We start from the raw sequence: 15998 nt of genomic DNA on the forward strand, positions 1-15998 counted from the left end.
AGGCCGTCTGAAAGTATTTTCAGACGGCCTTTTTATTAGCGTTACTGTCCGCGTAAAAACAACGCATCCAATTCTTTTAAAGTCAGTTTGACCCAAGTTGGACGGCCGTGGTTGCACTGGTTGCTGCGCGGCGTATTTTCCATATCGCGCAGGAGCGCATTCATTTCCGGCAGGGTAAGCCGACGGCCGGCGCGGACGGAGCCGTGGCAGGACATGGTGGCGAGGATGTGGTTTTCGTGTTCTTCGATGGTTTCGCTGCTGCCGACTTGGGCGAGTTCTTCCAAAACATCTTTCGCTAGTGAAACGACGTCGGCTTTACCGAGCATAGCGGGAACTGCACGGACGGCAAGGGTATTGCCGCCCATGTCGGACAATTCTAAGCCAAAGCCTGCCAGCGTTTCGGCATGATCTGCAAGGGCGGCGCATTCTTCGTGGGATGCGGCAAAGGTTACAGGAATGAGCAGGCGCTGGCTTTGCAGGTTGCCGTTTTCCTGACGTTGGCGTTTCATTTTCTCGTAGTTGACGCGTTCGGCGGCAGCGTGCATATCGATGAGCAGCAGGCTGTCTTCGGCTTGGGCAAGAATGTAGATGCCTAATAGTTGGGCAATGGCAAAGCCGAGAGGCGGCAATTCGGATTGGGATGGGATGCCGTCTGAAAGCGGCGTATCTGTTTGGGGAGTAAGCGTTTCAGACGGCATATTGCCAAAACGTGCCTGTTCGAATTGGCTTAACTCAAGGTCGATGTCGTCGGTTTTTTTGTAAAGCTCGGCGTAAGTATTCATGGCTGCACGGCTTTCGCGCAGGGACAGGCTGTGTTGTTGCGGCGCGCGCGCAGCTTGGTAAGGCATAGGCGCGGTTTTGCCTGATGAGCCAAAGGCATTGCGTGTATCGGGTTTGTTGCCTGTCGGATAGTTGGATGCGCTATCAAACAGATTTTCGCCGTCGTTTTCAGACGGCATTGGGGCAGACGTAACGCCGGTAATGTCATGCAGCACTTCGCCTGCGTTGCTGACGCTTTCGGTCAAGTCGGCACGCGTATCGGCAAGGGCTTTGTTGAGCGTGTGGAACACAAGTTGATGCACCTGCTGGCTGTCACGGAAGCGGATTTCGGTTTTGGTCGGGTGGACGTTGACATCTACGGCTTCGGGCGGCAGGTCGAGGAAGAGGACGAAAGCAGGCGTCAGTGCGTTGTGCAATACGTCGCGGTATGCCTGCTTGACGGCATGGAGCATGACTTTGTCGCGGACAAAACGATGGTTGACGAAGCAGTATTGTTTGTCGGTTTTGCCTTTGGCGAAAGTCGGTTTGGCAATCGCGCCATAGAGCCGCAGCGAGCCATTGCCGCTGTCAATTTCCAATGAGGCCGTCTGAAAATCATCGCCGACGATGGCGGCAATCCGTTCATGCAGGCTTTGTGCAGGAAGTTTGAATACTTGCTTGCCGTCGCGTTTGAGTGAGAAGGCAATGTGCGGATGCGCCAGCGCAAGGCGTTCGAGCATGGTGGCGCAGTGGGCGTATTCGGTGTTTTCGGATTTGAGGAACTTGCGCCGCGCCGGTGTATTGAAGAAGAGTTCGGCGGCCTCGATGGTGGTGCCGATGGGGTGGGCGGCTGCTGTAGGGCTGCTGAGTTTGCCGTCTTCGGCTTTGACTTGGGTCGCGTGCGAACTGTCTTCTTGACGGCTAGTCAGGGTCAGGCGGCTGACGGAGGCGATGCTTGCCAAACCTTCGCCTCGAAAGCCCATGCTGGCAACGTGTTCCAAATCGTTTAAGGTTTTGATTTTGCTGGTGGCGTGGCGGTGGAGTGCGAGTTCGATGTCGTCGGGGTGGATGCCGCCGCCGTTGTCGTTGACGCGGATGAGGCGGATGCCGCCGCCGGCCAGCTCGACATCAATCGCCGTTGCGCCTGCATCGATACTGTTTTCAACGATTTCTTTTAAGGCGTTGGCAGGGCGTTCGACCACTTCGCCGGCGGCGATTTGGTTGACAAGATGGTCGGGCAGGGCGGCAATTCGGGACATCGGTTTCTTTCAAAAAAGCAACGGAGGAAGAGAAAATTACAGGTATTTGCGCATCAATTCGCATTCGACGCGGACAGTTTTGTTCAGCTGTAACACGGCAGTACCGAGCGACTCGTAGCGGTTGAGGCGATAAAAAGGCACGGAATTGAGTGAAGCATACAGTTTGAGAAAGCTGAGGCCTGCATTTCGTGCCATTTCTTCGGCACGGCTGAGCAGAGCCGTACCCAAGCCGAGATTGTGGAAGAGCGGATGGACGTATAAGGCGTCCAGTTGCGCTTCTTTGAAATCGACTTGGAAGAAGCCTTGAATCAGCCCTTTGTATTCGACCACCCACAAGGCTTTGTTTTTGTCGGAGATGGTTTCTAAATAGCTGTTGATGTCGAGCAGACTTTCCCATGTGTGCATAATGGTTTCATCGTAACTGCGGATGCAGGCGTATTGAACGGCATGCAGATGGGCATTGTGTATGGCTTGGCAGTCTTTTTCGGTTGCCGGACGGAGGATGGTCAGAAGGCTCATGGCGGATGGTCGGAAAAATTGATTTCAGACGGCCTTTGGCAATCAAAGGCCGTCTGAAAAAAGTGGGTAAGGTTACAGGCTTTGATGTAAGGTTTGTGCGGTTTGGAATGCGTTGTCCGCATCGTTGGCCAAGACGGTAAAGTGGCCCATTTTTCGGCCTTTGCGCGCGGCTTTTTTACCGTAAAGATGCAGATGTGCATTCGGGTTGCTTTGCAACGGCAGCCATTCGGGTTCGCCGCCATCTTCCTTCCAAACGTCGCCCAAAATATTTGCCATACAGCAAGAGCTCAGCAATTTAGTGTCAGCCGGAGGCAGGTTGCACATCAGGCGGACCTGTTGCTGGAATTGGTCTGCCGCGCAGGCGTCGATGGTATGGTGGCCGGAATTGTGCGGACGCGGTGCGATTTCGTTAACGACCAATTCATGCGTGTCGCCGACAACAAACATTTCTACCGCCAATACGCCGACGTAGTTCAATTCATCGGCCAAACGCTGTGCCATTTGTCGCGCCTGTTGCTGAATGTCGGCACTCAGACGCGCAGGGACGATGGAGTAGGCGAGGATACCGTTTTCGTGAATGTTTTCGGCAGGGTCGAAAGTTTGCACGTTGTCATTGTTCAGACGGCATACGATAACGGAAATCTCGCCGCGCAAGTCCACCATTTTTTCTAAAACGCAATCCACGTCGCCGTGTTCGGCAAATGCGGCTTTGAGTTCATCCAATGTTTTTACGCGGATTTGGCCTTTGCCGTCGTAGCCCAAAGTGGCAGTTTTCAAGATGCCGGGCAAAAATTGTACGCTTTCTTCAGTAATGTCTTCGGCCTTGCAAACTGCTTGATATGGTGCGGTTTGCAGACCTGCTTTTCGTATCCATGCCTTTTCCTGAATGCGGTTTTGCGCGATGGCAACGCAGTCGCCGCTGGGGGAAACATTGGTATGTTTGGCGAGAAAACGCATCGCGCCGGCATTGACGTTTTCAAACTCGGTCGTAACTGCCGCGCATTTTGCTAATTCTTCCAAAGCTGCTTCATCATCAAATGGCGCGCATAAATGGCAGTCGGCAAATTCCGCTGCCGGCGCATTCGGGTCGGGATCGAGTACGGTTACTTTGTAGCCCATGGTTTTGGCAGCAACAGTAAACATTCTGCCTAATTGTCCGCCGCCAAGAATGCCGAGCATAGCAGGAGGGAGGATGGGGGATGTGTTCATGGATAATCGCTTTATGAAGAAATTGGGTAGGGTGTTTGCAGGCCGTCTGAAAAGGGTTTATGGGTTTCAGACGGCCTGATGTTTTAAAGTTTGCCGATAAATTGCGGCGGAACGTTTTCAGTTAACCATACGCCGTTGTCCGCCAGATAAAATTGGTGTCCTGCTGCAAGCATGGCGACAGTGTCGATGGTCAATACAACAGGCTTGCCGTGGCGGGAGCCGACGTTGACGGCTGTTTCGGCATCGGCAGACAGATGGACAAAATGGCGCGAGGCAGAATGCAGGCCTTGCTCCAAAATAGATGGAACGGAGCGCTCAGCCGTACCGTGATACAAAATCTGAGGAGGCGTTGCCACTTTGTGTTCGATTTGAACTTGTGCCGTCGAATGACCTTGTGCAGCGCGGATACGTTTGCCGTCTTCAGAAAGGGTAAACCTTTTTTTATCGTTGTTTTCGACCACTTCCAACAATATTTCGTAGGTCAGCGGATTGCCCGTAAAGTCGCGATCGGGATGGTTTACCTGCGTCAGTAGGGTATCAATATCCACCCAGCCGTCTTTATCCAAAGTAATGCCGATTTGCTCGGGATGATGGCGCAAGATAAAGCTGAGGAATTTGCTGATGGATTTTAGTTGTTTTTCGTTTAGTATCATTATGCCCATTTTAGACTGATATAGTTTAGAAGATCAGTATTTAATTTTTATAGTAGCCTAAAAATTTCTAGAGATTATAGGCTTTACTTTTGACAGTATTAACGAACTATTCCCATACTTTGTGAATGATTCATCTGTTTTTCCATTTCACGTTGTTCAGCTTCTAACTGAAAGTTTTGTTCAGTTTTCAGTATATCTTTAAAGCTTTCTCTAGAATCAATGTTCATTGCTTCATTGACATCAACTTTAGCGATTCGGAGAAAAGCATTATCCTTATGCATGACGCCCAGACAGTTATCTTTTGTGATATTGAATGCCATAATTTCAGGAAGTTTTTTAGCATAGGCTTCAGCGGTTAAGGCCGTAATACTGTTCTGAATACTGTCTTCTGAATAAGGCAGATGATGTTTTTTTATAAATTCAGTAAATTTGTCTGTAATTTGCGCGTGAAGTTTTTGCGCCTGCTCTGGCATATTTTTGAGAGAATAAGGATAGTTCTGCTCTTCGGTTTCAGATTTAGGGTTAGTAATCGGAACATACTCAAATTGATTGTCACCATTGATGGTATGATCAAAGTATTGCGGTGTTTTCGGGTGGGATTTGTCGTAATATACTCTGCGGCGGTTTCCATCACCCAAGTCTAGGCCGTTGATCTCGAGCTGACGCTCTTCCAGTCCCAGCCCCTTCATATCGATGACCAGCTTGGCTTTTGGGTCATGTGCGTAATGCTTGCGCACGATGTAGCTGATGACGCGCGCCGCGTAGCTGTTGCGGTAGTCCGATTCGCCGTGCGGTCCCAAACGGATCTGGTCACCGGGTTGGTCGAAATAGGTTTTGGCCAGAATTTCCTGCTGATTATTGGAAATGGTCATATCGGGGTTGAATTTCAGACCTTTGGTAGGGATAATTTTTCCTTTTGGATCATTGTTTTGATAGAGTTGGTATAGTTTTTCATCTAAAAAATACTGCTCGTATCCGAATCCGGTTCCGACAACCTCTTGCAGGCTGAGCTTGGTTTTCCCCTGCTGTTTCTGTTCGTAGCTGACGACGGCATTCCAGCCCGCAATCATTGCCAACGCCTCATCGTTGCGTTCAGCATCCTGCAACGTTTTTGCAGGCCTCGTATAGTCTTTGCGCTTGGCATCGCTTTCTGCAATTTTGTCGATTTCGGCAAGTACCCGGTTTTCCGTTTCTTTATGTCCCTGTTCGTAGTAAAAGAAACCGTGCTGGATTTCGTGTCCGAGTTGGAAGATAAGAGATTTTTGTTCGGCCGAAGTTTCCAATTTTAGCAAGTTGATGGAAATTTGTTTTTTTTCTGAACTATAGCTCGCTCCGGCATGAGGATTTTGGTTGACAGTTATCTTATCCAAATAGCCTTTTTCTGCTGCCGTATTGAGCCTTTCGTTTAATGCAGGGGAAGCAGTTACTGCAGCAAGCAGATTACGGTATTCATCTGACTTTTTGCCGTTAGGTAGAGAGTTTTGGGCAAAGTTGTCTAAAACAGTTTGCAGCTTAGGATTGATTTTATTCATTTTCTACAAACCTTTTTTAAAAACAAGAAAGGTAATTTCATTGATACAGTCATGCAATACTTTTTCTTTGCTTTCCCCTTGGTAGAACACATTAAGATGAGATTTATATCCATCCGGATACGTTTTTACGTAACCATTAAAAGGTCTGCCCATATGTCCTTTACCTGTGTAAATAAACCCCGCCTGCTCCAGCAGCGGATGGAAATGATCCAAATCCATCTGGCAAATCGGTGTGGCAGGGAGATTCCCCCCTCCATCACCGAAATGTAAGCGCATTTTTCCGGATTGATCTTTTGTAAAATTAATTGACCAGATCCAATCGCTGTCGCCAAACTTATTACCGATATAAAAATCACTATAACCGTCTGTGCGTTCCAGCAACTTTAAATTCATCACTTTCCCTGCCGTTTCAATCTCAAAATCCTCAGGCGATTGGGCATAGCGTAAGAAATCCAATACCTTGGTCAATACTTCGGGTGCGGTCAGATTAGGTCTTCCGGCAATCTGCTGTTTATTTTGATTCATAGTGTTACCCTCCTTTGCGGGCATGGGTTTTACGGTAGAACAGGCTGAAAGCAGCAGCCCGACGGTCAATACGGTTGCGATTGTGTATTTCATGGGGTTCTTTCAAAACTGGGAAGCTGATCTTTCAGATGGCCTTTTGTCAAGAAACGTCGTCTGAAACAGCAGCCTCGTTTCCAGCTGAGACAGATTAATAGAAATCCGAGTTTCCTCCGTATTATAGCTGGCGCCGGCATGCGGATTTTTATTGACCGCCAGTTTGTCCAAATAGCCCTTTTCCGCTGCGGTATTGAGGCGTTCGGTCAATACGGGTGATGCCGTTACGGTGGCAATCAGATTGCGGTATTCGTTTGAGTTTTTGCCGTTGGGGAGCGAATTTTGGGCAAAGTCGTCCAATATCTTTGCAGTTGAGGATTGATCTGACTCATGTTTTATGACTCCGGCTTGAAAATATCGAAAGTAATTTCATTGATGCATTTATGCAGTACTTTTTCTGCACTTCCCCCCTGATAAAAGACTTGGAGATCTGCTTCGTAGCCATTCGGATATTTTTTTTCATAGCCGTTGAAAGGCTTGCTTAAGCGTCCCTTCCCTGTATAGGTAAACCCCGCCTGCTCCAGAAGTGGATGGAACTGATCCAAATCCATCTGGCAAATCGGTGTGGCAGGGGGATACCCCCCTCCATCACCGAAATATAAACGCATTGTCCCACTTTTATCCAAATCGAAATTAATCCACCAGCTCCAGCCGGTATTTCCAAAATTATTACCTGCATAAAAATCCCATGGCGATTTTTCTTCTTTGCTATATGGGGCAAGTTTCATTTTCATCACCTTTTCCGCCGTTTCAATCCGGAAGTCCTCAGGCGATTGGGCATAGCGTAAGAAATCCAATACCTTAGTCAATACTTCGGGTGCGGTCAGGTTTGGTCTTCCAGGTGTGGTTTGTATATTCTGATTTATGGTTTTACTCTCTTTTGTAGGCATTGTGTTGACGGAAGAACAGGCTGAAAGCAGCCCGACAGTTAATATAATTGCGGTTCCGTATTTCATGGTTTTTTTCTTTAGAGATAAGTTTTCTTTTGGATAAACTTCAGTCAAAAAGGCCATCTGAAAATTATTTATCCAATCCTTCTTGCACCATTTGTGCTGCGCGGATTACTGCGCGGGCTTTATTTTGAGTTTCCTGCCATTCGGATGTTGGGTCGGAGTCGGCAACTATGCCTGCGCCACTTTGGACGAAGAGGGTATTGTTTTTAATCACGGCAGTACGGATGGCAATGGCTAAGTCCATGTCGTTGTTGAAACTCCATACGCCGACTGCGCCGCCGTAGATGCCGCGTTTGCTTGGTTCGACTTCTTCGATGATCTCCATGGCGCGGACTTTGGGTGCGCCTGAAAGTGTGCCTGCCGGGAAGGTGGCGGCGAGGATGTCCATGTTGGTCATACCGTCTTTCAGACGGCCTTCGACGTTGGAGACGATGTGCATTACATGGGAGTATTTTTCAATCACCATTTTGTCGGTGACTTTGACTTCGCCGGTTTTACTGATACGGCCGACGTCGTTGCGTCCTAAGTCAATCAACATGACGTGTTCGGCAATTTCTTTGGCATCGCTCAGCAGGTCTTGCTCGTTGGCGAGGTCTTCGGCTGGTGTTTTGCCACGCAGGCGTGTACCGGCGATAGGACGGACGATGACATCGTCGCGTTCGCGGCGGACGAGGATTTCAGGCGAAGAGCCGACAATATGGAAATCGCTGAAATCGTAGTAGAACATATACGGCGATGGGTTCAGCGTACGCAGGGCGCGGTAGAGGGCAAGCGGATTGTCGGTAAATTCCATGCTCATGCGTTGACTGGGGACAACCTGCATGCAGTCGCCTGCAAAGATGTAGTCTTTGATTTTGTTGACGCAGACTTTGAAAGGTTCTTCTTCAAATTCGCTGACTGCTTGGGTTTGTTTGCTGCCAAGGGAAAGCGGGATGGCGCAACTTTGGCGTAACTGGGTACGGATGTCTTCAAGTCGTTCGCGCGCGCGTTCGTAGCCGTTGGCTTGAGACGGATCGGCATAAACAATCAGGTAGATTTTGCCGCTTAGGTTATCCACTACGGCAAGCTCTTGCGAGAGCATCAGGAGGATGTCGGGCGTACCGAGCGGATCGGCTTTGGCCGTATGTTTCAGGCGGTGGGCAAAATGTTCAAAATTGTAGATGGTTTCATAACCGAAATAGCCGACCAGGCCGCCGGTAAAGCGTGGCAGGCTTGGGATTTCGGGCGTTTTGAAGCGGTTGTGGAAGGCTTCGATAAAGGGCAGGGGATTGCCGTCGTGTTGTTCGACGATTTCGCCGTTTTGATACACATCGACATGTTTGCCGCTGGTTTTGAGATAATGGCTGCAAGGCAGACCGATAAAGGAATAGCGGCCGAAGCGTTCGCCACCGACAACGGATTCGAGCAGGTAGGTGAAAGGCTTGTTGGCAAGTTTGAGGTAGATTGAGAGCGGTGTGTCCAAGTCGGCAAGCAGCTCTTGAACGAGTGGAATGCGGTTGTAACCTTGTGCGGCTTGGGCTTGGTATTCTTGTTTGCTGATCATCTTGATAAGTCTTTCAGACGGCCTGTTTTAGGGTGTTAAATCGTGTGAAGAGTATAGCATTTTATTGGGATTGTTGACAGTCTGAGCGTTATGTCAGATATGGAAAACGCCGTCTGAAAAAGACGGCGCGAGGTATCAGGCAAGGGTATTGGAGATTTTGTTTTTTCGGCTCCGTTTCCACTTGAAAATATAAGCGGCAACAACGGGAATCAGGGCGATAATGGATTTGAATGTCCAGCCTGAATACCATGTGCCTTCGGGAACATCGCTTGCAAGCCAAGTGAAGTACGGCCACCAGCAGGCAACCAGGCTGCCGAGGAACAGCGGCCAAATATGACGGCTTAAGTTGCGTTGCCATAAAAGGAAACAGATGACTGCCCAAACGAAAGTCAGTACGGTAATCAGGAGAATGGTGTAGGCATCTGAAATCAGGATGGCGGCAATGTAGTAGCTGAGTCCGACCCATAATAGGGCAAGTATCAAGACGATGATTTCTTCCGGGCGTTTAAACATGATTTTTCTCTTTTGTAAGACTGGCAATGCGTTAATACTATACCCTAAACAAGAAGCGATGATAAGAGTCTTTCAGACGGCCTTGTAGCCGGGTTTGCTATAATGAGTGCAATCAATTTTTTGGAAAGGACAAACCATGACGGCAAACTTTCAAGAAACGCTGAAGGCTTTGGGCAAACAGGCGAAAAAGGAAGCCGCGGAGCGGGAAGCCGAAGCGAAGGCTAAAAAGCAGGTAGAGGATGTGGATTTCAGTAAGGCAGTTGGTAAGGTTACGCCGTTGAAAAATGCCGGCAATTATTATGAACAGCCCCGCGATAAATCGCCTATCAAGCCGCGATCTAAAGAAATGGCGACTTTGGAGCAGGAAGATTATTTTTATGTGGGCAGCGGCGGCTGGGAAGAACCGCCGGCTTCGTTCAGTAAAAACGGGCAGGGTAAAAATGATTTGATGCGTTTGCGAAACGGCCATTATCCTGTGGTGGCGGATGTGGATTTGCACGGCTATACGCAGGAAGAAGCGCAGCAGGTATTGAACGAGTTTATTGAGTTTACGAAAAAACGCGGCGTTTGCGGCGAGATTGTCCACGGCAGCGGCTTGGGTTCTTCAGGCTATAAACCGGTTTTAAAAAATATGACGCGCCGCTGGTTGATGCAGCATCCTGATGTGTTGGCTTATGTCGAGCCTCGAAAAGGCAATGATGGCGCTGTCAGGATTTTGTTGAAACGTCAACGTCGAGACGATGATTGGAAACAGTAAAATAAAAAAAGCAGTGTCGATAAAATGACACTGCTTTTTGATGTTTATCAGACTAAGAAGATTTCTTTTTGGAAACCGATTCGCAACCTTTACCATTGGTCATTGCGGTTTTGAAATTATTGGCGGAATCAATATCAGTGCATTTGTAAGCATTGCCCAAACTATCCATCCAAACGGAAAGGGTATAGCCTGTTTTTGTGGGAATGGCTTTCAAACGATAGGCTCGGCTTGTACTGGTATCAACCATTTCGACAGAGTATTGGTATTTGTCTGCCAAATCTTTATGGCCTTTATATGAGGAAATAAAGTCATCTAACTTGGTTTTAATCTCATCAGTTTTCCACTTTGGATTTTTAACCATCTGGTTTTTAAAAGCGGAATTGATGGCGACTAACTCAGCATGCGCTTGTGATTGGTAGCCGCGTTCAATGTAGCGGTTGTAAGACGGAATGGCAATGACGCTCAAGATAGCTAAGATGGCGACGGCAATCATCATCTCAACCAGCGTAAAGCCTAGTTGTTGGGTAGAGGTAGTATTCATTATATTATTCGCTGGCAACGTAAGACTGAAGAACGACTTGGGTATTGGCATTCTTACCCCATGCCTTGGCGGTAACGCGGTAGGTAATTCGACCCTCAGTAGTTTTGCCTAAATATTCGATAATGTAGCGTGGATTGTTTGCGATGCCGCTTTTTTTATCTAAAGGATATTCCGTACCATTGGTGTCAATACACAGGTTTTTGTCGCATTTGCGCTTCCAAGCATCTACGGTTGGGCTACCTTCTTCAGTAAAATCGCCATTGGATTTGACGTTTGGTGTGGAACATAAACCTTTTTCACATTTTGCGGTAAAAGTAGTCTTTTTCCCTTCAATATCAAAAATTTGATTTTCACCTTCACGCAATGCCGCTTCGGCCAAAGTGGTTGCCAGTTTGCGGTCGGCATCGTTGGTGCTGATACGCTGTTCGGTATTGTAGGACTGGGTAGCTGTGACCACGAGCAGGGCGATGACGACCATCATCATTAAAACGATAAACAAAGCATAGCCCTGCTGCCGGTCAGGTTTGATTAGAGTGATCGGTCGGCGCATACGTTTCCTCCGCGGATAGTGGCATTAATATTATAGATATCGACTTTATTGTCTTGTTCTTTTGATGAGTCAATACTGCCGTTATTCAGTACGATTTGGATAGAAGCCGGAGACTTAGCCTCAGCTGAGATATCCAATGCGTTTTTGTAATCAAATGATTCTGTATTTACTCCGCTGGCAGATGCATTTTCAGAATTAGGACATTCTGCATAGATATAGTGGATATCCATAGCAGTGATGCCTTTAATCAACAGCTGCGGGTTACTCCATGAGCCATCATTTGATAATTGGAAACGGAACAAACCGCTCTCTTCGCCAAGTTTACCGACAGCGTAGGCAATCATTTCATGTTTCATAATGGCGATACTGCCGTCTTGATCAGAGTCGTTAATTTTTAAAGCCATTTTTGCCGCCGCCAAATCTTTAATTTCTGTTTGAGGTTTGGCAATACCGAAACAGCTGCTGGCAATGGCAGTTTTTGCAGCAGGGTTTGCTTTGTCGATTCCATATTGAAACAGCAGGGCTTTGCCGGTTTGAGCAAAACCTGCATAGCCTAATTTATTGATTTCTTTAACTGGCAACAGCTTATTCACACCAGCTGTTTTCAATGTGTATTCATCCGAGCCTTTGTCTTCTATTACTGCAGAGGCGGGAGAATTCGACATGTTGAAGCAACCGAAATTGCCTGCCATACGCGCATCGCGGACGATCATGTTGGCGGTGTTGCGCAAATCTTGCTGGATACCGATGCGGGAGTTGGCAGATTTGTTTAATCCGCGTGCAGTGAAGTAGGTGGAGCTGACAGCCATTAAGACGATCATACTGAGCAGGCTGGCAACCAGAAATTCAAGGATACTGAAACCGCGCATCGCGGTTTTATTGGAAATATGGTTGAGTAAGCGTTTATTGTTCATTGTTAGTCTCTTACGCGTGATTGGTAGGTATAGACAACGTGATGCCCCGATTTATTGAGATTTTTTGCGCTATTTTCTTCTTCGACATCTTGCAACCATAAAACTTTAACGATGGTCGTGTCGCCTTTGCCATCGCATTTTGCGTTAAACCCATTTTCGTAAGTTGGCTCTGCACCGGAAGAATCTTTGCAGATGGTTGAGAACACTTGGGCTTCGGGAAGGGCTTTGGCTAAGTCGGCCTTAAACTGTGCAATTTGAGCCTGTGCAAGTTGGGCTTTGCTCATTTTGGCTTCAAATTTTCCAGTTTGTTTAGAGTCGGATTTTAGATAGGCATCATAGGATTTTTTATAACGGGAGGTTTTTTCCCCTGTAGTATCGGTTTCTTCAGAGAGCTTTGGGTTAATGAGCATGCCTTCGATCAGATTTTGCGTAATTTGGGCGACTGTGGTTTGATTTTCAGACTCGCGCACGTTGGATACGGTACGCAATTGAACAGCCAGCAGGGCGAGTACGCCGATAGCAAGGACAAACATGGCAATCAAAACTTCAATCAGGGTCATACCTGATTGAAGTTTTGGAGTAGAGCTTGTTGAGCTTGTTTTCAGACGGCCTTTAAATGATCTGAGATGAGTAGGATTAGTAATGTTCATAAGATACCGTTGTTATTATTTGGAAGTGTATTCGCACATTTTGCGCTCATCGTTTTTAGCACAGATTTCGACATGCCCATTGCCATTAATTAAAAGTACGGTAGCACGGGCTTTCTTGGTTTCAGCATCGGCAGCGGATTTATCTGTCAGGCTGATTTTGATGTGGCCGTCTGAAAATTGATAATTCTTGCCATCGGTCGAATGGCCAAATGTACCATTGGGCAGGAATCTCCACCAGACTTCTTTTGAAGCTGAAGTAGAGAGGGCAGAACGGTCATTGCCGATAGGGATGTAGTCGAAGCTGTATTCTACTTTGTCGGTGCCTCCATTGAGAATAATGGAGCGGACGGATAAATCGACTGTATCGTTTTTATAGTTGGAATCTCCGTTTTTATCGGCGTAGGCCAACATACCATTACCGGCATATTTGGAATTGCAACCGTTATTGGGCGATCCATCGGATTTGATTTTGACCGGGCAGATGTAAACGGGAAGATTGAGACGGACGGCCTCATTTCGCGCGAAGCGCAGCAGATTGGCAATTTGCTCTGCTTGCGATGCCGCACGTCTGGAGGCAATCCATTGATTCATATTGGGAAGTGCGATGACGGCCATTACTGCTGCAATAGTAATGACGATCAGCAACTCAATTAGAGTGAAGCCTTTTTGTGTCTGATACATGAGTGATTTTTGGTAGTAATGTGTTGGGGTAACCGACGTTTTCTCTTTTGCATTTGCCTGTGGCAATGCTTTTGCTTTTATTGGATTTATTCTAAACGATTTTGGAATGCGTGACTAATAAAATATGAAATTCGGTTAGTTTTTCAGATAACCTGTCTCAATCTTCCATCAACATGGATTCTGGAACATAGGCGGCATTATCAAATTTGGTAAATTGACCCATCCAAGTGAGGAATACTTTCCCGACGGGACCGTTACGGTGTTTACCGATAATACATTCCGCCAAGCCTTTTGCGGGTGATTCTGAGTTGTAGTATTCGTCGCGATACATAAACATAATCAAGTCGGCATCTTGTTCGATTGCGCCGGATTCACGCAAGTCGGACATCATCGGGCGTTTGTCGGTACGTTGCTCAACCGTACGGCTCAACTGCGACAGGGCAATGACGGGAACTTGCAATTCTTTAGCCAATGCTTTGAGGGAGCGCGAAATTTCGCCAAGCTCGGAAGCGCGGTTGTCAGAACGGCCGGAACCTGACATTAATTGCAGATAGTCGATGACGATCAAGCCCAATTTGCCGTTGAACTGGCGCGCAAGACGGCGGGCGCGGGCGCGGAGTTCGAGCGCGGTCAAACCCGGAGTTTCATCGATATATATTGGTGCATCGGAGAGTTTAACAACTGCTTCGTTCAGACGGCCCCAGTGTTCGTCTTGCAATCTGCCGGTTTTTAAAACGCTTTGGTCTAAACGTCCGACTGAACTCAGCATACGCATAACCAGCTGCGCACCGCCCATCTCCATCGAAAATACGGCGACAGGCAGTTTGCCCTCTACGGCAACGTGTTCTGCGATGTTGATTGAAAAGGCGGTTTTACCCATAGACGGACGGCCCGCCACGATAATCAAATCGCCCGGTTGAAGGCCTGATGTTTTTTTGTCGAGGTCGATAAAACCTGTCGATATGCCGGTTACCTCATCAGGATTGTCGCGCGAATAAAGCATATCGATGCGCTCGACCACTTCTTTCAAAAGGTCGGGCATCTCAAGGAAGCCTTGTTTGGATTTGGCGGTACTTTCGGCGATTTGGAATACTTTGTTTTCTGCCTCGTCCAAAAGCTGGCCTGCATCACGCCCTTGCGGATTGTATGCGCTGCGTGCAATTTCTGTACCGACTTCGGCAAGCTGGCGCATGATGGAACGCTCGCGCACGATTTCGGCGTAGCGGCGGATATTGGCTGCGGATGGTGTGTTTTGCGCCAGTGTAATCAGATAGTTGAATCCGCCTGCCGCTTCCAATTCTTCATTGCGTTCCAAATTTTCTTGGACGGTAATAACGTCGGCAGGACGGCTTTCATTAATCAGGTTGGCAATCGCACGAAAAATCAGGCGGTGTTCGTGGCGATAGAAATCCTCGCCGGAAACGACATCAGCAATACGGTCCCAAGCAGAATTTTCCAGCATCAAGCCGCCCAATACGGATTGCTCCGCTTCAGTGGAATGTGGCGGCAGTGACAATGCGCTGATTTCACGGTCTTCAGACGGCATATCGGAATAATTGCTCATGACGGGCATCTCTGGCTGGAAAATTGCAATCCACTATTATAGCGCAGTGTAAGTTCAATTGGTTTGTTTAGGCTAAAGCAGGTAAAATAGCAATGTTGTCGATTTGACAACACACACTACCAAAATATAAATATCAATAATTAGGAGCATAAAAATGGAACACAAGCTGCCACAATTGCCTTATGAACTGGATGCGTTGTCCCCTCATCTGACCAAAGAAACTTTGGAGTTTCACTACGGCAAACACCATCAAACTTACATCACCAATTTGAACAATCAAATCAAAGGCACTGAGTTTGAAGAAATGCCTTTGGAAGAAATCCTGAAAAAATCTTCCGGCGGTATGTTCAACAACGCTGCCCAAACGTGGAACCATACTTTCTACTGGCTGGGCTTTACCCCTAAAGGCCAAGGCAAACCTGCCGGCGAATTGGCTGCGGCCATCGATGCCAAATGGGGCAGCTTCGAGAAATTCCAAGAAGCGTTCGATGCTTGCGCGGCCGGTACTTTCGGCTCTGGTTGGGCATGGTTGGTGAAAACGCCTGCCGGTGAATTGGATCTGGTTTCTACTTCTAATGCAGGTACTCCGCTGACTACTGAAAACACTCCGCTGTTGACTTGCGACGTATGGGAACACGCCTACTACATCGACTACCGTAACAGCCGTCCTAACTACCTGAAAGGTTTCTGGGAAATTGTTAACTGGGATGAAGTTGCCAAACGCTTTGCCGCATAAAACGATATGAATGAAAAGGCCGTCTGAAAAATTTTCAGACGGCCTTT

18 protein-coding genes are annotated in these 15998 nt (G+C 47.7%); 2 read left to right on the plus strand and 16 right to left on the minus strand.

The features are described from left to right. Nucleotides 1–41: 41 nt before the first annotated feature. The 10 genes from mutL to HMPREF2608_RS04980 all read right to left on the minus strand — a co-directional run bounded on the left by mutL (nucleotide 42) and on the right by HMPREF2608_RS04980 (nucleotide 9558). The gene (mutL, locus tag HMPREF2608_RS04935; protein ID WP_070826180.1) at nucleotides 42–2018 is read right to left on the minus strand and encodes a DNA mismatch repair endonuclease MutL; all 1977 of its coding nucleotides are present in this window, start codon (nucleotides 2016–2018) and stop codon (nucleotides 42–44) included. A gap of 36 nt (nucleotides 2019–2054) precedes the next feature. Beyond that, on the minus strand, nucleotides 2055–2537 hold the full coding sequence (locus tag HMPREF2608_RS04940) for a GNAT family N-acetyltransferase (RefSeq protein WP_003678948.1): 483 nt from the start codon (nucleotides 2535–2537) through the stop codon (nucleotides 2055–2057). 72 nt (nucleotides 2538–2609) lie between these two features. After that, nucleotides 2610–3746 (minus strand): 5-(carboxyamino)imidazole ribonucleotide synthase, encoded by a 1137-nt coding sequence (locus tag HMPREF2608_RS04945; protein ID WP_070826181.1) that lies wholly within the window; start codon nucleotides 3744–3746, stop codon nucleotides 2610–2612. Between the two features lie 83 nt (nucleotides 3747–3829). Further along, nucleotides 3830–4399, minus strand: coding sequence for an RNA 2'-phosphotransferase (locus HMPREF2608_RS04950; protein WP_070826182.1), 570 nt, complete (start codon nucleotides 4397–4399; stop codon nucleotides 3830–3832). Nucleotides 4400–4497: 98 nt separating this feature from the next. Further along, nucleotides 4498–5931 carry a hypothetical protein gene (locus HMPREF2608_RS04955; protein ID WP_070826183.1) on the minus strand — a complete coding sequence of 478 codons (1434 nt, stop codon included), beginning with the start codon at nucleotides 5929–5931 and terminating at the stop codon, nucleotides 4498–4500. Between the two features lie 3 nt (nucleotides 5932–5934). Then, on the minus strand, nucleotides 5935–6549 hold the full coding sequence (locus HMPREF2608_RS04960) for a hypothetical protein (RefSeq protein WP_070826184.1): 615 nt from the start codon (nucleotides 6547–6549) through the stop codon (nucleotides 5935–5937). Nucleotides 6550–6558: 9 nt separating this feature from the next. Then, entirely contained in the window at nucleotides 6559–6849 is a 291-nt protein-coding gene (locus tag HMPREF2608_RS04965) for a hypothetical protein (RefSeq protein ID WP_070826185.1), read from the minus strand. 35 nt (nucleotides 6850–6884) lie between these two features. After that, nucleotides 6885–7505 carry a hypothetical protein gene (locus HMPREF2608_RS04970; protein ID WP_084824585.1) on the minus strand — a complete coding sequence of 207 codons (621 nt, stop codon included), beginning with the start codon at nucleotides 7503–7505 and terminating at the stop codon, nucleotides 6885–6887. Nucleotides 7506–7569: 64 nt separating this feature from the next. Then, nucleotides 7570–9045, minus strand: a complete 1476-nt coding sequence (gene trpE, locus HMPREF2608_RS04975) for an anthranilate synthase component I (RefSeq protein WP_070826187.1) — start codon at nucleotides 9043–9045, stop codon at nucleotides 7570–7572. A gap of 135 nt (nucleotides 9046–9180) precedes the next feature. Next, nucleotides 9181–9558 carry a hypothetical protein gene (locus HMPREF2608_RS04980; protein ID WP_070826188.1) on the minus strand — a complete coding sequence of 126 codons (378 nt, stop codon included), beginning with the start codon at nucleotides 9556–9558 and terminating at the stop codon, nucleotides 9181–9183. A gap of 136 nt (nucleotides 9559–9694) precedes the next feature. On the opposite strand from HMPREF2608_RS04980, the gene HMPREF2608_RS04985 reads away from it, so the two are divergent. Beyond that, nucleotides 9695–10315, plus strand: coding sequence for a Smr/MutS family protein (locus tag HMPREF2608_RS04985; protein WP_070826189.1), 621 nt, complete (start codon nucleotides 9695–9697; stop codon nucleotides 10313–10315). A gap of 52 nt (nucleotides 10316–10367) precedes the next feature. On the opposite strand, the gene HMPREF2608_RS04990 is transcribed toward HMPREF2608_RS04985, so the two are convergent. The 6 genes from HMPREF2608_RS04990 to dnaB all read right to left on the minus strand — a co-directional run bounded on the left by HMPREF2608_RS04990 (nucleotide 10368) and on the right by dnaB (nucleotide 15215). Continuing rightward, complete coding sequence (locus tag HMPREF2608_RS04990) at nucleotides 10368–10856, minus strand: PilX family type IV pilin (RefSeq protein ID WP_070826190.1); 489 nt, start codon at nucleotides 10854–10856, stop codon at nucleotides 10368–10370. A 4-nt stretch (nucleotides 10857–10860) separates the two neighbouring features. Beyond that, nucleotides 10861–11406: a pilus assembly PilX family protein gene (locus HMPREF2608_RS04995; protein WP_070826191.1), complete on the minus strand. Its 546-nt coding sequence runs from the start codon at nucleotides 11404–11406 to the stop codon at nucleotides 10861–10863. Beyond that, on the minus strand, nucleotides 11385–12320 hold the full coding sequence (locus HMPREF2608_RS05000) for a PilW family protein (RefSeq protein ID WP_070826192.1): 936 nt from the start codon (nucleotides 12318–12320) through the stop codon (nucleotides 11385–11387). Before HMPREF2608_RS05000 ends, HMPREF2608_RS04995 begins: the two co-directional genes overlap by 22 nt. Before the next feature lie 2 nt (nucleotides 12321–12322). Beyond that, entirely contained in the window at nucleotides 12323–12970 is a 648-nt protein-coding gene (gene pilV, locus HMPREF2608_RS05005; protein ID WP_210402766.1) for a type IV pilus modification protein PilV, read from the minus strand. Nucleotides 12971–12985: 15 nt separating this feature from the next. Next, nucleotides 12986–13651, minus strand: a complete 666-nt coding sequence (locus tag HMPREF2608_RS05010) for a pilus assembly FimT family protein (RefSeq protein ID WP_070826194.1) — start codon at nucleotides 13649–13651, stop codon at nucleotides 12986–12988. Nucleotides 13652–13808: 157 nt separating this feature from the next. Next, nucleotides 13809–15215 (minus strand): replicative DNA helicase, encoded by a 1407-nt coding sequence (gene dnaB / locus HMPREF2608_RS05015; protein ID WP_070826195.1) that lies wholly within the window; start codon nucleotides 15213–15215, stop codon nucleotides 13809–13811. Nucleotides 15216–15369: 154 nt separating this feature from the next. Here dnaB and HMPREF2608_RS05020 point away from each other — a divergent pair, with 154 nt between their 5' ends. After that, nucleotides 15370–15951, plus strand: a complete 582-nt coding sequence (locus HMPREF2608_RS05020; protein ID WP_070460856.1) for a superoxide dismutase — start codon at nucleotides 15370–15372, stop codon at nucleotides 15949–15951. Nucleotides 15952–15998 lie beyond the last annotated feature (47 nt).

The sequence above is a fragment of the Neisseria sp. HMSC064D07 genome, from assembly GCF_001837185.1.
GTDB lineage: Bacteria > Pseudomonadota > Gammaproteobacteria > Burkholderiales > Neisseriaceae > Neisseria > Neisseria flavescens_C.

Excerpts from the sequence above, each read along its gene's own strand:
- HMPREF2608_RS04990 (WP_070826190.1), bottom strand. The coding sequence starts at position 10,856 with ATGAATACTACCTCTACCCAACAACTAGGCTTTACGCTGGTTGAGATG.
- HMPREF2608_RS05010 (WP_070826194.1), bottom strand. The coding sequence starts at position 13,651 with ATGTATCAGACACAAAAAGGCTTCACTCTAATTGAGTTGCTGATCGTC.
- HMPREF2608_RS04980 (WP_070826188.1), bottom strand. The coding sequence starts at position 9,558 with ATGTTTAAACGCCCGGAAGAAATCATCGTCTTGATACTTGCCCTATTA.
- HMPREF2608_RS04970 (WP_084824585.1), bottom strand. The coding sequence starts at position 7,505 with ATGAAATACGGAACCGCAATTATATTAACTGTCGGGCTGCTTTCAGCC.
- HMPREF2608_RS04940 (WP_003678948.1), bottom strand. The coding sequence starts at position 2,537 with ATGAGCCTTCTGACCATCCTCCGTCCGGCAACCGAAAAAGACTGCCAA.
- HMPREF2608_RS04985 (WP_070826189.1), top strand. The coding sequence starts at position 9,695 with ATGACGGCAAACTTTCAAGAAACGCTGAAGGCTTTGGGCAAACAGGCG.
- HMPREF2608_RS04950 (WP_070826182.1), bottom strand. The coding sequence starts at position 4,399 with ATGATACTAAACGAAAAACAACTAAAATCCATCAGCAAATTCCTCAGC.
- HMPREF2608_RS04995 (WP_070826191.1), bottom strand. The coding sequence starts at position 11,406 with ATGCGCCGACCGATCACTCTAATCAAACCTGACCGGCAGCAGGGCTAT.
- pilV (WP_210402766.1), bottom strand. The coding sequence starts at position 12,970 with ATGAACATTACTAATCCTACTCATCTCAGATCATTTAAAGGCCGTCTG.
- HMPREF2608_RS04955 (WP_070826183.1), bottom strand. The coding sequence starts at position 5,931 with ATGAATAAAATCAATCCTAAGCTGCAAACTGTTTTAGACAACTTTGCC.
- trpE (WP_070826187.1), bottom strand. The coding sequence starts at position 9,045 with ATGATCAGCAAACAAGAATACCAAGCCCAAGCCGCACAAGGTTACAAC.
- dnaB (WP_070826195.1), bottom strand. The coding sequence starts at position 15,215 with ATGAGCAATTATTCCGATATGCCGTCTGAAGACCGTGAAATCAGCGCA.
- HMPREF2608_RS05020 (WP_070460856.1), top strand. The coding sequence starts at position 15,370 with ATGGAACACAAGCTGCCACAATTGCCTTATGAACTGGATGCGTTGTCC.
- HMPREF2608_RS04960 (WP_070826184.1), bottom strand. The coding sequence starts at position 6,549 with ATGAAATACACAATCGCAACCGTATTGACCGTCGGGCTGCTGCTTTCA.
- HMPREF2608_RS05000 (WP_070826192.1), bottom strand. The coding sequence starts at position 12,320 with ATGAACAATAAACGCTTACTCAACCATATTTCCAATAAAACCGCGATG.
- mutL (WP_070826180.1), bottom strand. The coding sequence starts at position 2,018 with ATGTCCCGAATTGCCGCCCTGCCCGACCATCTTGTCAACCAAATCGCC.
- HMPREF2608_RS04945 (WP_070826181.1), bottom strand. The coding sequence starts at position 3,746 with ATGAACACATCCCCCATCCTCCCTCCTGCTATGCTCGGCATTCTTGGC.